Source organism: Pseudomonas paraglycinae (assembly GCF_021601625.1).
Lineage (GTDB): Bacteria > Pseudomonadota > Gammaproteobacteria > Pseudomonadales > Pseudomonadaceae > Aquipseudomonas > Aquipseudomonas paraglycinae.
In genome coordinates, this window is the sequence record NZ_BQHR01000003.1 from 471,608 (window position 1) to 484,941 (window position 13,334).

A 13,334-nucleotide genomic window follows, 5' to 3' on the forward strand; every position below is an offset into this window, starting at 1 on the left:
TCAGCGGGTGCCGAAGACCACCATGGTCTTGCCTTTCACATCCACCAGGTTGCGTTCCTCAAGATCCTTGAGCACGCGACCGACCATCTCTCGTGAACAACCGACAATCCGGCCGATTTCCTGACGGGTCACCTTGATCTGCATGCCGTCCGGGTGAGTCATGGCATCCGGTTGTTTGCACAGCTCCAGCAAACAGCGAGCGACACGGCCGGTGACGTCGAAGAACGCCAGGTCGCCGACCTTGCGTGTGGTGTTGCGCAGACGTTGTGCGATTTGTCCGCTGAGGACGTAAAGAATGTCTGGATCCTGCTGCGACAATTCGCGGAACTTGGCGTAGCTGATTTCCGCGACTTCGCATTCGACCTTGGCCCGCACCCAGGCGCTGCGCTGCTGTTCCTGGCCGGCCTCTTCGAAAAGGCCCAGCTCGCCGAAGAAGTCCCCGGCATTCAAGTACGCGATGATCATCTCGCGGCCGTCGTCGTCCTCGATCAGGATCGTGACCGAACCGCGGATGATGAAGTACAGCGTGTCGGAGCGATCCCCGGCGCAGATGATGTTGCTCTTGGCCGCGTGACGGCGGCGCTGGCAATGCATCAGCAGCTTGTCGAGGTTCTTGATTTTGGGTGTGGGGGTAATACCAACCATGGTTGTATCCCGAAAAGACTGCACGGTTATATTTGGTTTTTATATGAGGCGCTGAGACGGTCGCTACACAGTCTGGCGAAGGCGCCAGTGAATTGGCGCCAGCTTACCAGACACTTCGTCGAAATTTCGAGAAATCACCTACGTTAAAGGTGCATCCGTCCCAGGAACATGCTCGCTGTCCGGGCAGGGCCCTGTGCTAAGCTGGCGACCCTTTTTTCTACAGTGGAGTCTTGACGATGAAGGCACGCATCCAATGGGCTGGCGAAGCCATGTTCCTCGGCGAATCCGGCAGCGGTCATGTCGTGGTCATGGACGGTCCGCCGGACGCCGGTGGTCGTAACCTGGGTGTCCGCCCGATGGAAATGCTCCTGCTGGGTGTTGGTGGTTGCAGCAACTTCGACGTGGTCAGCATCTTGAAGAAGTCCCGTCAGGCCGTTGAAAGCTGCGAAGCCTTTCTCGAAGCCGAGCGCGCGACCGAAGATCCGAAAGTGTTCACCAAGATCCACATGCACTTCGTGGTCAAGGGCCGTGGCCTGAAAGAAGCCCAGGTCAAACGCGCCATCGAACTGTCTGCCGAGAAGTATTGCTCGGCCTCGATCATGCTCGGCGCAGCTGGCGTAGCGATCACCCACGACTACGAAATCGTTGAACTCGGCTGAGCCGACATTCAACTATCATAAAAGCAGTGCAGACTCTGGCGATCCCCCGCTGACGTCTGCATAATGCGCCACTTTTTTCAGGGCCGTGATCAGTCAACCGACGGGTCATCCGCCTGAACAGATAACCAAAATCGCCATCGCGAAGAGGTGTTAACCGTCCTACGCAGGTGCGTTGTTCGCACTTGACGGGCATGCTTGATCACGCGGCCGTGCCGCATACATAGAGAGTTTTTAACGGTGAAAAGCAAACTCAAGCTCCACGGGTTCAATAACCTGACAAAGACCTTGAGCTTCAACATCTATGACATCTGCTACGCGGAAACCCCGCAAGACCAGCAGGCTTACGTCGAGTACATCAATCAAGAGTACAACGCCGAACGCCTGACGCAGATCCTCACGGAAGTTGTCGAAATCATTGGTGCCAACATTCTGAACATTGCGAGTCAGAACTATGAGCCTCAGGGTGCCAGCGTCACGATTCTGATCTCGGAAGAGCCGGTGACCCCGACCGAAAGCCAGATCGAAGAATCCCCGGGCCCGTTGCCCGAAATCATCCTGGCCCACCTCGACAAGAGCCACATCACGGTGCACACCTACCCGGAAATCCATCCGGACGCCGGTATTGCGACTTTCCGTGTGGACATCGATGTGTCGACCTGTGGTGTCATTTCACCGCTCAAAGCGCTCAACTTCCTCATTCACCAGTTCGATTCGGACATCGTGACCGTGGATTACCGTGTGCGCGGCTTCACCCGTGACGTTGAAGGCAACAAGCATTTCATCGATCACGAGATCAACTCGATCCAGAACTACCTCTCCGAAGACACCCGCGACGCGTACCAGATGACCGACGTGAACGTGTATCAGGAAAACCTGTTCCACACCAAAATGCTGCTGAAGAACTTCGAACTGGACAACTACCTGTTCGGCGATGCCACCAGCAATCTGTCTTCCGAGCAACGTGCTCAGGTGACCGAGCGTGTGAAACACGAAATGCTGGAAATCTTCTACGCGCGCAATATGCCGAGCTAAGAAATCCGGGCACAAAAAAAGGCGACTGCTTTGCGGCAGTCGCCTTTTTTGTGGGCGTTTTTCAGATCCGGTAAGTGCTCTTGGTCATCACTTTGGCCAACAGGCTCATGCCGAACTTCACCGGAGCCGGGAAGCGGAAACCGCCGGCCTCCAGTGCACTTTCCGCGTGATGTTCTTCATCGATACGCATCTGCTCCAGAATCGCCCGGGATTTTTCGTCCTCGGCCGGCAGTTGCTCCAGATGCTCGTTCAAATGCTTGCACACCTGATGCTCGGTGGCGGCAACAAATCCGAGGCTGACCTTGTCGCTGATCAACCCGGCGACTGCGCCGATGCCGAACGACATACCGTAGAACAGTGGGTTGAGCACGCTGGTGTGGCTGCCCAGCTGGTGAATGCGCTGTTCGCACCAGACCAGATGATCGATCTCTTCTTCGGCCGCATGCTCCATGGCCTCGCGCACCTGCGGCAGCTTGGCGGTCAGCGCCTGGCCTTGATACAACGCCTGGGCGCAGACTTCACCTGTGTGGTTGATGCGCATCAGGCCGGCGACGTGGCGGGTGTCTTCATCGCTCATCTGCACATCGGGCTGCACGATTGCCGGCGACGGACGGTACGGCTGGCCGCTGAAGGGCAGCAAGGTACGCATCGCGGCATCGGCTTGCAGCAGAAGACGATCAATGGGCGAGTAGTGACGTTGGGTAGTCATGCTGACCTCCGGGAAGAATCTCGGCGGCCAGTTTAACCGAATCGGCCGGGGAAGGTTTGCGCTGGGTCATGTGGGAGCAGGGCGCTCCCACCGATCTGCGGGTTCAATCAGCCCGGCGGCCAGTTCATCTGGCGTTGACCGAGTACGTGCATGTGAATGTGGTAGACCGTCTGCCCGCCCATTTCATTGCAGTTCATCACCACCCGGAAGCCTTCCTCGCAACCCAGTTCCAGCGCCAGACGCTGGGCGGTGAACAGGATATGCCCGGCCAGTGCCTTGTCGTCTTCGGTCAGGTCGTTGAGGGTACGCACCGGTTTCTTCGGGATCACCAGAAAATGCACCGGTGCCTGTGGGGCGATGTCGTGGAACGCCAGAACCTGGTCGTCCTCGTAGATGATCTTCGCCGGAATTTCCCGGTTGATGATCTTGGTGAACAGAGTATCCACAGCTGTTTTCTCCGTTGTGTGAGCTGGGCTGAGTGTACCCACGGAGGATCACCACGCCCAGCCATTTGCCTGTCGGCCCTTCAGCGAGGGCAGTAAGCTTTGTTGACCATGCCGACGATGGTGCGGTTGAGCCAGCGCGAACCGAGCCGAGGCAGAAAGGCGAACCAGCGGTTTCGGCGTCCGGGAATGATGATCGCGCGGTTTTTCTCCAGGGCGCGCACGGTATACAGCGCGACCTCCTCGGGACTCATCAGCAGTTTGCTGGCGTTGAGTTTGTCGTTGTTCAGTTGTGCGGTTCTGAAGAACGCGGTGCGGGTCGGGCCGGGGCAGAGCACCGACACCTTGACCGCACACTTCTTCAGTTCCACCCGCAGTGCTTCCGAGAAATGCAGTACATACGCCTTGCTGGCGTAGTAGGTGCTCATCCACGGCCCGGGGTTGAAGGCTGCCACCGACGCGACGTTGAGAATCTGCCCGCCGCCCTGCAACGCCATGCTGTTGCCGATGGCATGGCAAAGGCGGGTAAGGGCGAGGATGTTCACTTCGATCAGGTCCTGTTCGGTCATCCAGTCCTGGGCCAGGAACGGGCCGCAAGTACCGATGCCGGCGCAATTGACCAACAGATCGATTTGGCGATCGCCTTCTTCAAGCTCCAGCAGAAAACCGGACAGGCGCAGCGGCTCGCCAAGATCACAGGCGCGGAACAGCACTTCCACGCCGAAGCGCTGGGTCAGTTCAATCGCAATGCTTTCCAGCTGATCACGCTGGCGAGCCACCAGAATCAGGCTGCGGCCACGGCGCGCCAGGGCTTCGGCCATGGCCAGGCCAATGCCGCTGGAGGCGCCGGTGATCAGAGCGTAACGGGTCATGCAAATCTCCATCGCAACAGCGCCGCGCCGTGGACGCAGGTGTCACGGCGGGGAGCGTTGTTCATTCTTTCGCAGAGTCTACAGGGGCGAGGGCGGCTTCGGCTGCATCGTCTGCCGAATTCGCGGCGGGTTCGACTTCGACATCGATTTCATCGGTGGTCACCGAGCCGCTCTCGTAGCTGCTTTCAAGACTGCTTTCGTATTCCTGCTGGATGGCGGTAATCCCGCCCAGCATGCCGCCCATGAAAAACAGCCCGATAAACACGATCCACAAAGAGCACAGCACTTTGACTGCCGTGCTGTTCGGCGGAGGCGGTGGGCCATAGCGATTGGCGCCGGTATTGCCCGGCACGACCATGATCACCAGCGGGAAGAAGCTCCCCACGAACGGCACCAGCGTCAGCAGCCAGAGCCAACCCGACCAGCCGATATCGTGCAGGCGCTGAATGCTGAACAGGATCCCGACAATCGCGAAGGCCAGAAACAGGAAGAAGGCGAGGAGACCGCCGATGATCAGGCCAGTGGTCGAGTCGGCGCTCACCAGACCTAGGCCGATCAATGCGAACACGCTGACGATCGGCAGGGCGGCCAGGCTTAACACCATCGACCATGCCAGGTAACGCAAGCGGCCGATCCGGCCTTCGACGCTGAGCGGCTTGAGAGGCGCGAATGCCGGCAGGCTTTCACCGACGACGGCGCGAGGGGGAGCATAAGGCGAGTCAGGCTCCGCGACGGCGGCGCTTTGCTCGTGGACATCCGACAGATTCAGTTCGATGCGCGTTTCGGTTTCGATCCGGGCATCGATCCCGGTCTTGCCCAGCGCTTGCAGATAAGTCTGCGCATCGCTGTGCGACAAATCACGCTTGAGCGCGACGGTGCGGCCATTGAACAGGCGTTCGATGGCGGCGACATCGCTTTTGAACAGGTCGGCCAGGTTGAGCTTGGCCGTGGTGATATCGACGCCGGGCTGGAGCGCGCCGTCGAAAACGATCTTGTAACGGGGTTCGCTCATGGCCGAGGCATCCTTGTCGCGAGATAAATTGAGTCTAAGGCCAGTCAGACAGCGACTGGACGGGTTTCATTCAACGTGGCCAGCGTTTCGGCAATTGTGCTGCGTGCTCCAGGGCCTGGCGGTATTCGGCATCGAGACGCGCCACCAGTTGATCCACGCTTGGCAGATCGTCGATCTGGCCTACGCCCTGACCCGCCGACCACACGGTTTTCCAGGCCTTGGCTTCGTCGTTGATCGGCTTGAGCTTGTCGCCGAAATTCACTTCGCCCTTGCCTTGCAGGGCGGCCATGTCGAAACCGGCGGCCTCCAGGCTTTGACGCATAAAACTGGCCGGAACACCGGACACGGCAGGAGTATGAATGATGTCGGCGGCTTTGGCAGTCAGCAGCATCTGCTTGTAGGCGTCAGGCGCATGACTTTCAGTGGTGCCGATAAATCGCGTGCCGAAGTAGGCCAGATCCGCGCCGAGCAGTTGTGCGGCGAGAATCTCATGCCCATGGTTCAAACATCCTGCAAGCAACAGGGTTTTGTCGAAGAACTCGCGGATCTCGGCGATCAGCGAGAACGGACTCCAGGTGCCGGCGTGTCCACCGGCACCGGCTGCGACGGCGATCAAGCCATCGACACCGGCCTCGGCGGCTTTCTCGGCATGGCGACGGGTCGTTACGTCATGGAAGACCAGGCCGCCGTAACTGTGCACGGCGTCTACCAGTTCCTTCACGGCACCGAGACTGGTGATGACGATGGGGACTTTGTGCTCGACGCAGATGTCCAGGTCAGCCTGCAGGCGCGGGTTGCTGTGGTGGACGATCAGGTTCACCGCGTACGGCGCCGGGTTCTCCAATGTCGCCAGCCCCGCTTCGATCTGCTCCAGCCAGGCCTTGAACCCGCTGCTTTCGCGTTGGTTCAGTGCCGGGAAGCTGCCAACCACGCCGTTGCGACAGCACGCCAGCACCAGTTCAGGATTGGAGATAAGGAACATCGGCGCCGCCACTACGGGCAGGCGCAGACGTTGTTCGAGCAGAGCGGGCAGCGACATCGGAAGTACCCCGGAAAGTTGTATTTGTTGAAGTTAGAACGGCTTGACCACGACCAGAATTACGATAGCCAGCAATATCAGAACCGGCACTTCATTGAACCAGCGATAAAAGACATGGCTGCGGGTGTTCTCGCCACGGGCGAAACGTTTTACCTGCGCGCCGCACATGTGGTGGTAACCGATCAACAGCACGACCAGGGTCAATTTGGCGTGGATCCAGCCACCGCTGCTGAAGATGCTCGGGTTCAGGTAGATCAGCCAGCCGCCGAAGATCAGCGCGGCGATCATCGCCGGGCCCATGATGCCGCGATAGAGCTTGCGCTCCATGATGCTGAAGCGTTCCTTGCTGATCGTATCTTCACTTTGCGCGTGATAAACGAACAGTCGCGGAAGATAGAACAGCCCGGCAAACCAGCACACGATGCTGACGATATGAAGCGCTTTGATCCACAGATAGAGCATTTTTGGTTATTCCCTGATTCACGGTAGGCCGGATAGTAGAGGCTTGAGCGTCCGCACGTCACCTTGGCGGTTGTCGCAGGGGCGCGCGGCCCCTATTATCGACGGCTTTCCAGTGGGTTCGTTGAGGGCAGGTTTATGGTCAAGGTCGGTATCGTCGGCGGCACGGGTTACACCGGTGTCGAACTGCTGCGTCTGTTGGCACAGCATCCGCAGGCAGAAGTGGTAGTGATCACTTCCCGATCCGAGGCCGGTCTGGCCGTGGCTGATATGTACCCGAACCTGCGCGGTCACTACGACGGTCTGGCATTCAGCGTGCCGGACATCAAGACGCTGGGCGCTTGCGACGTGGTGTTCTTCGCCACTCCGCACGGCGTTGCCCACGCACTGGCAGGCGAATTGCTGGCGGCCGGCACCAAGGTCATCGACCTGTCGGCAGACTTCCGTCTGCAGGACGCCGATGAGTGGGCCAAGTGGTACGGCCAGCCGCACGGCGCGCCGGAGTTGCTGGACGAGGCGGTTTACGGTCTGCCGGAAGTCAATCGTGAGCAGATCAGGAAAGCACGTCTGATCGCGGTGCCGGGTTGCTACCCGACCGCGACGCAGCTGGGTTTCCTGCCGTTGCTTGAAGCGGGTATTGCCGACGCTTCGCACCTGATCGCCGACTGCAAGTCCGGTGTCAGCGGTGCCGGTCGTGGCGCTGCCGTAGGCTCGCTGTACTCCGAGACGTCGGAAAGCATGAAGGCTTATGCGGTGAAAGGTCACCGTCATCTGCCGGAAATTCGCCAGGGACTGCGTCGTGCCGCAGGCAAGGATGTCGGTCTGACTTTTGTGCCGCACCTGACGCCGATGATCCGTGGCATTCACTCCACGCTCTACGCGACCGTGGTGGATCGCTCGGTGGATCTGCAGGCGTTGTTCGAGAAGCGTTATGCCAATGAGCCGTTCGTCGACGTGATGCCGGCTGGTAGCCATCCAGAAACCCGCAGTGTGCGTGGCGCCAACGTCTGCCGCATCGCGGTTCACCGCCCGCAGGATGGTGATCTGGTGGTAGTGCTCTCGGTGATCGACAACCTGGTCAAGGGCGCGTCGGGTCAGGCGGTGCAGAACATGAACATTCTGTTCGGGCTGGATGAGCGTTTGGGCCTGTCCCACGCCGGCATGCTGCCGTAACGACTGATCTTGCTTGGCAAAAAGGCCCGTTTGACGGGCCTTTTTGCATTCTGGTCGGCTGATCAGCTTTATTGATATACCGTAACAATAGTTGACCGATTTTCTAGGACAAGCGGATAATGCGCGTCATCACGCATTATGGCGGCGTAACGCCGGGAGAAAGTCAGCATGAGCGTCGAATCCTTCACCCCCACGGCTTTGCAATTCACTCAAGGTGCCGCGCACAAGGTGAAGAGCCTGGTCGATGAAGAGGGGAATGATCGCTTGAAGCTGCGCGTATTCGTTACGGGCGGCGGTTGTTCAGGGTTTCAGTACGGCTTCACCTTCGATGAAGATGTGGCCGAGGACGACACCATCGTCGAGCGCGAAGGCGTCAGTCTGGTGGTCGATCCGATGAGCTTCCAGTATCTGGCGGGTGCCGAGGTGGATTATCAGGAAGGTCTGGAAGGTTCGCGTTTCGTGATCAAGAACCCGAATGCCACCACCACTTGTGGTTGCGGCTCCTCGTTCTCGATCTGATCGCGCTTCAACGTACACAATAAAACGCCGCAGAACCTCACGGTTCTGCGGCGTTTTGTTATCTGCGATTTGTCAGTTGGGGTAGATGGCGCCGAGCACGCGCAAGCCTTTGGCGCCGGTGACGCTCGGGCGATTGGCGGCGATGCCCTCCAGACAGCAGTGGGCCAGCCAAGCGAAGGCCATGGCCTCGACCCAGTCCGGATCGACGCCGTGGGTCGTGGTACTGGCGACTTTGGCGTTGGGTAGCAGGTCGGCCAAGCGCTTCATCAGCGTAGCGTTGTGGGCACCGCCCCCGCAGACCAAGATCTCTTCGGTATTCGATTGAGCGCTTTGCAGCGATTCGACGATTGTCAGCGCCGTCAGTTCGAGCAGTGTTGCCTGTACGTTTTCGGGTGCGAAACCTGGCAGGCGCGACAGTTGCTGCTCCAGCCAAGGCAAGTTGAAGACTTCGCGACCGGTGCTCTTCGGGCCTTGTGTCACGAAAAACGGATCGCTGAGCAGGGCTTTCAGCAGGGTAGGCTCAACCTTCCCGCTGGCTGCCCACTGCCCGTTTCGGTCGAAGTTCTCGCCCCGTTGCTGATGAATCCAGGCGTCCATCAGCACATTCCCCGGCCCGCAGTCGAAACCGGCTACAGGCTTGTTCGGCTCAATCAGACTGAGATTGCTGAAACCGCCGACATTCAGGACCGCGCGGTTGCCGGTACGCTCTTCGAATAACGCTTCATGGAAGGCCGGAACCAAAGGGGCGCCCTGGCCGCCAGCGGCCACATCGCGACTGCGGAAATCGCTGACGACGGTGATACCGGTCAGTTCAGTGAGCAGGGCGGGGTTGCCGATCTGTACGGTGAAACCACGCGCCGGCTCGTGGCGAATAGTCTGGCCGTGGCTGCCGATTGCGCGAATGGCTTCAGGCTTGAGCTGTTGCCGTTCGAGAAGGGTATGGATCCCTTGCGCGGCGAGCTTCACCCAGTTCTGCTGGGCAATCGCCGAACGGGCGATCTCGTCAGGGCCGCTGGCGCACAAGCCAAGCAGCTCGGCGCGCAGGGTTTCAGGCATGGGGATGTAGTGCGTGGCGATCAGGTTGATCGCCGAGGATTGCTCGATCAGGGCGATGTCCAGCCCGTCGAGACTGGTGCCGGACATCACTCCGATATAAAGAGCCATGGCTTAACGCTTGCTCGAAGCCAGCATGGTGGCTTTTTCCTGGTCCATGCGAGCCATCAACGGCTGGCTCTGTGCCAGGAAGCGGGCGCGTTCGGATTTGGCGATCGGGTCGGCCATCGGCAGCTTCTGGCCCAGTGGATCGACGTGGACACCGTTGACCTGGAACTCATAGTGCAGGTGCGGGCCGGTGGACAGGCCGGTGGTGCCGATGTAACCGATCACCTGGCCCTGTTTGACGGTGCCGCCGGTCTTCACGCCCTTGGCGAAGCCCTGCATGTGGCCATACAGCGTACGGTAAGTGTTGCCGTGCTGGATGATCACGGTGTTGCCGTAACCGCCGCGACGGCCGGCCAGCAGCACTTTGCCGTCGCCGGCAGCCTTGATCGGCGTACCGCGTGGAGCGGCATAGTCGACGCCTTTGTGGGCGCGTATCTTGTTGAGGATCGGGTGTTTACGGCCCATGGAGAACTTGGAGCTGATGCGGGCGAAGTCCACCGGTGTACGGATGAACGCCTTGCGCATGCTGTTGCCATCGGCGGTGTAGTAGCTGCTGTTGCCCTGCTTGTTGGTGTAACGCACGGCAGTGTAAGTCTTGCCGCGGTTGGTGAAGCGGGCGGAAAGGATCGGACCATTGCCAACGGCTTTACCGTTGACCACTTTCTGCTCATAGATCACATCGAACTCGTCGCCCTGGCGGATATCCTGGGCGAAGTCGACGTCGTAGCCAAACACACTGGCCATATCCATGGTCAGGCTGTGGGACAGGCCTGCGCGGGCGGCGGACTGAGACAGCGAGCTGTTGATCACACCGTGCACGTAGGCGGTGCGAACAGTCGGTTTGGCGGTAACGCGGTTGAACACATAACCCTTGTCGTTCTTGGTCAGGGTGATGGTTTCAACGTCGCTGACCTTGCTGTGCAGGTTGGTCAGCTGGCCTTGTGGGTTCAATTCGAATTCGAGTTTCTGGCCATGTTTGAGCTGGCTGAACTGCTTGGCTTGTTTGTCGCTGGCCAGCACTTCATGCACGGCCGCGGCCGGGAGACCGACTTTCTCGAACAGTGTAGAAAGCGTATCGCCCTTGGAGACGATCACTTCCCTGTGATTTGGGGCCTTCTTTTCTTCAGCTACCGGTGTCGGCGCTGGTGCGGCCTGAGCGGTTTCCTGCGTTTCTTCGGCGCTATTTTCGATCTGTGCGAAAGGGGAAGCTACGGACTCATTTGTGGCTTGAGCTGCGTCGGCAGCGTCTTGATCTTGTGTCAGTTGTTCAGCAGGACTTTCCAGTTCAAGGCTCAGCGTTGTCTTTTTGGCTTCAACATCACTGGATGGAAACACCAGGAGCGCCAGGCTGAGAAGGGCGGCGATCCCACTCGCGGCGAGCAGGTGGGTCTTCGGGTAAAGCGGTGGCGCTTTAGACGGTTCAGTGGTCATAAGTAATTTGACTTTGAAAAAGATGAATTGGAAAAGATGAATGACATGATGAAGATGAAATAACTGTATAAAATATAACCAAATCATCCCTGAAGCAAGTCTGCGGACGCCCTGTCTGTGGATTGGCGTCCGTGCGCCGGGCAAAACTTGTATTTGGTGCGCGATCTTGTATGGTTGGTTCCCTTTGAATCTGAGCCTTGCGGGTCTGTTATGAAGTCGGTTGAAGAGCAGCTAGCGCTGATTAAACGTGGTGCGGAAGAACTGTTGGTCGAGTCCGAGCTGATCGAAAAGCTCAAACGTGGCCAGCCGCTGCGAATCAAGGCCGGCTTCGATCCAACTGCGCCGGATCTGCACCTTGGTCACACTGTGCTTATTAATAAGCTGCGCCAGTTCCAGGAACTGGGGCATCAGGTGATCTTCCTTATTGGTGATTTCACCGGAATGATCGGTGATCCGAGCGGCAAGAGCGCCACACGTCCTCCGTTGACCCGTGAGCAGGTTCTGGAAAACGCCGAGACCTACAAGACTCAGGTGTTCAAGATTCTTGATCCGGCGAAAACCGAAGTCGCGTTCAACTCCACCTGGATGGATCAGATGGGGCCTGCGGACTTTATTCGTCTGACTTCGCAATACACCGTTGCCCGTATGCTCGAGCGTGACGACTTCGACAAGCGCTACACCACCAATCAGCCGATCGCCATTCACGAGTTCCTCTATCCGCTGGTGCAGGGTTATGACTCGGTTGCTTTGCGCGCTGATGTGGAGCTGGGTGGTACCGATCAGAAGTTCAACCTGCTGATGGGGCGTGAGCTGCAGCGTGGTTATGGTCAGGAGGCGCAGTGCATCCTGACGATGCCGCTGCTTGAAGGTCTGGATGGCGTGAAGAAAATGTCCAAGTCGTTGGGCAACTACGTCGGTATTCAGGAAGCGCCAGGTGTCATGTATAGCAAACTGGTTTCGATTCCCGATGCGTTGATGTGGCGCTACTTCGAGTTGCTCAGCTTCCGTTCGATGGATGAGATCAATGCGTTCCGTGCTGATGTAGAGGCGGGCGCTAATCCTCGCGATATCAAGATCAAGCTGGCCGAAGAGATTGTCGCGCGCTTCCATGGTGAAGAGGCTGCGGCCAATGCTCACCGTGGCGCGGGTAACCGTATGAAGGACGGTGAGTTGCCGGATGATCTGCCAGAGGTCGAGCTGACTGCTGCCGAGGATATGCCGATTGCCGCTGTCCTTAATAAGGCAGGTCTGGTGAAGAACTCGGCAGCTGCACGTGATCTGCTGGCTTCCGGTGGTGTACGTGTAGATGGTGAGGTGGTTGATCGCTCCTTTATATACGTACTGGGCGCGACTCACGTTTGCCAGGCCGGCAAGAAGGCTTTTGCACGGATTACGCTGAAATCTGAGTAAAGTTGAAATAAGGGGTTGACGGCGAATTCCAGAGGTCTATAATTCGCCCCACTTCCGGCGCAGACGAAACGGAAAACTCCTTGAGATTCAATGAGTTAAGTAGGTTTCGAAGGCGGGTCGCTTCAGTTCATCGAAGCCTGGAAGGAGTTGGAAATGCCGGTTCTTTTGGTGCTTTCAACGGTTCGATCTTCTCGGTCGAAAGCGGAGAAAAAGAGGTGTTGACAGCAGCGTGTAACGCTGTAGAATTCGCCTCCCGCTAACGAGAGATCGGAGGCGCAAGTGGTTGAAGTTGTTGAAGAAATCTTCGAAAACTTCTGAAAATAATCACTTGACAGCAAATGAGGCTGCTGTAGAATGCGCGCCTCGGTTGAGACGAAAGATCTTAACCAACCGCTCTTTAACAACTGAATCAAGCAATTCGTGTGGGTGCTTGTGGAGTCAGACTGATAGTCAACAAGATTATCAGCATCACAAGTTACTCCGCGAGAAATCAAAGATGTAACCAACGATTGCTGAGCCAAGTTTAGGGTTTCTTAAAAACCCAAAGATGTTTGAACTGAAGAGTTTGATCATGGCTCAGATTGAACGCTGGCGGCAGGCCTAACACATGCAAGTCGAGCGGATGAAGGGAGCTTGCTCCTGAATTCAGCGGCGGACGGGTGAGTAATGCCTAGGAATCTGCCTGGTAGTGGGGGACAACGTTTCGAAAGGAACGCTAATACCGCATACGTCCTACGGGAGAAAGCAGGGGACCTTCGGGCCTTGCGCTA

At 58.0% G+C, this 13,334-nt stretch carries 14 protein-coding genes and 1 rRNA gene; 6 read left to right on the forward strand and 9 right to left on the reverse strand.

Going from position 1 to position 13,334, the window contains the following annotated elements; all coding sequences use genetic code 11:
- Window positions 1-645: a cAMP-activated global transcriptional regulator CRP gene (gene crp, locus L6D82_RS06745; protein ID WP_011336190.1), complete on the reverse strand. Its 645-nt coding sequence runs from the start codon at window positions 643-645 to the stop codon at window positions 1-3.
- Window positions 646-881: 236 nt separating this feature from the next.
- Here crp and L6D82_RS06750 point away from each other — a divergent pair, with 236 nt between their 5' ends.
- Both L6D82_RS06750 and speD read left to right on the forward strand, forming a co-directional pair.
- Entirely contained in the window at window positions 882-1,304 is a 423-nt protein-coding gene (locus L6D82_RS06750; protein WP_003228794.1) for an OsmC family protein, read from the forward strand.
- Between the two features lie 237 nt (window positions 1,305-1,541).
- A complete protein-coding gene (gene speD / locus L6D82_RS06755) occupies window positions 1,542-2,336 on the forward strand; it encodes an adenosylmethionine decarboxylase (RefSeq protein ID WP_007956315.1) in 795 nt (264 codons plus the stop codon).
- A 61-nt stretch (window positions 2,337-2,397) separates the two neighbouring features.
- Here the strand turns inward: speD and coq7 are convergent, their stop codons facing one another.
- From coq7 to hemJ, 6 genes are all read right to left on the reverse strand, one after another.
- Entirely contained in the window at window positions 2,398-3,045 is a 648-nt protein-coding gene (gene coq7 / locus L6D82_RS06760) for a 2-polyprenyl-3-methyl-6-methoxy-1,4-benzoquinone monooxygenase (protein ID WP_007956317.1), read from the reverse strand.
- A gap of 107 nt (window positions 3,046-3,152) precedes the next feature.
- On the reverse strand, window positions 3,153-3,491 hold the full coding sequence (locus L6D82_RS06765; protein ID WP_007956318.1) for a histidine triad nucleotide-binding protein: 339 nt from the start codon (window positions 3,489-3,491) through the stop codon (window positions 3,153-3,155).
- Window positions 3,492-3,571: 80 nt separating this feature from the next.
- Window positions 3,572-4,360, reverse strand: a complete 789-nt coding sequence (locus tag L6D82_RS06770) for an SDR family NAD(P)-dependent oxidoreductase (RefSeq protein ID WP_007956321.1) — start codon at window positions 4,358-4,360, stop codon at window positions 3,572-3,574.
- Between the two features lie 61 nt (window positions 4,361-4,421).
- Window positions 4,422-5,372, reverse strand: coding sequence for a DUF805 domain-containing protein (locus L6D82_RS06775; protein WP_236188439.1), 951 nt, complete (start codon window positions 5,370-5,372; stop codon window positions 4,422-4,424).
- A 70-nt stretch (window positions 5,373-5,442) separates the two neighbouring features.
- The gene (locus tag L6D82_RS06780) at window positions 5,443-6,411 is read right to left on the reverse strand and encodes an NAD(P)H-dependent flavin oxidoreductase (protein ID WP_236188441.1); all 969 of its coding nucleotides are present in this window, start codon (window positions 6,409-6,411) and stop codon (window positions 5,443-5,445) included.
- A 33-nt stretch (window positions 6,412-6,444) separates the two neighbouring features.
- The gene (hemJ, locus tag L6D82_RS06785; protein ID WP_007956328.1) at window positions 6,445-6,873 is read right to left on the reverse strand and encodes a protoporphyrinogen oxidase HemJ; all 429 of its coding nucleotides are present in this window, start codon (window positions 6,871-6,873) and stop codon (window positions 6,445-6,447) included.
- A gap of 135 nt (window positions 6,874-7,008) precedes the next feature.
- Between hemJ and argC the strand changes: the two genes are divergently transcribed.
- Both argC and erpA read left to right on the forward strand, forming a co-directional pair.
- Complete coding sequence (argC, locus tag L6D82_RS06790; RefSeq protein WP_011336183.1) at window positions 7,009-8,043, forward strand: N-acetyl-gamma-glutamyl-phosphate reductase; 1,035 nt, start codon at window positions 7,009-7,011, stop codon at window positions 8,041-8,043.
- 168 nt (window positions 8,044-8,211) lie between these two features.
- Window positions 8,212-8,562 carry an iron-sulfur cluster insertion protein ErpA gene (gene erpA / locus L6D82_RS06795; protein WP_003228776.1) on the forward strand — a complete coding sequence of 117 codons (351 nt, stop codon included), beginning with the start codon at window positions 8,212-8,214 and terminating at the stop codon, window positions 8,560-8,562.
- A gap of 72 nt (window positions 8,563-8,634) precedes the next feature.
- On the opposite strand, the gene L6D82_RS06800 is transcribed toward erpA, so the two are convergent.
- Together L6D82_RS06800 and L6D82_RS06805 are read right to left on the reverse strand one after the other, a co-directional pair.
- On the reverse strand, window positions 8,635-9,726 hold the full coding sequence (locus L6D82_RS06800; protein ID WP_236188443.1) for an anhydro-N-acetylmuramic acid kinase: 1,092 nt from the start codon (window positions 9,724-9,726) through the stop codon (window positions 8,635-8,637).
- 3 nt (window positions 9,727-9,729) lie between these two features.
- A complete protein-coding gene (locus tag L6D82_RS06805) occupies window positions 9,730-11,154 on the reverse strand; it encodes a peptidoglycan DD-metalloendopeptidase family protein (protein WP_085688419.1) in 1,425 nt (474 codons plus the stop codon).
- A gap of 210 nt (window positions 11,155-11,364) precedes the next feature.
- Here L6D82_RS06805 and tyrS point away from each other — a divergent pair, with 210 nt between their 5' ends.
- Both tyrS and L6D82_RS06815 read left to right on the forward strand, forming a co-directional pair.
- Window positions 11,365-12,564 (forward strand): tyrosine--tRNA ligase, encoded by a 1,200-nt coding sequence (tyrS, locus tag L6D82_RS06810; RefSeq protein WP_011336180.1) that lies wholly within the window; start codon window positions 11,365-11,367, stop codon window positions 12,562-12,564.
- A 553-nt stretch (window positions 12,565-13,117) separates the two neighbouring features.
- A 16S ribosomal RNA gene (locus L6D82_RS06815) occupies window positions 13,118-13,334 on the forward strand; the annotation flags it as partial.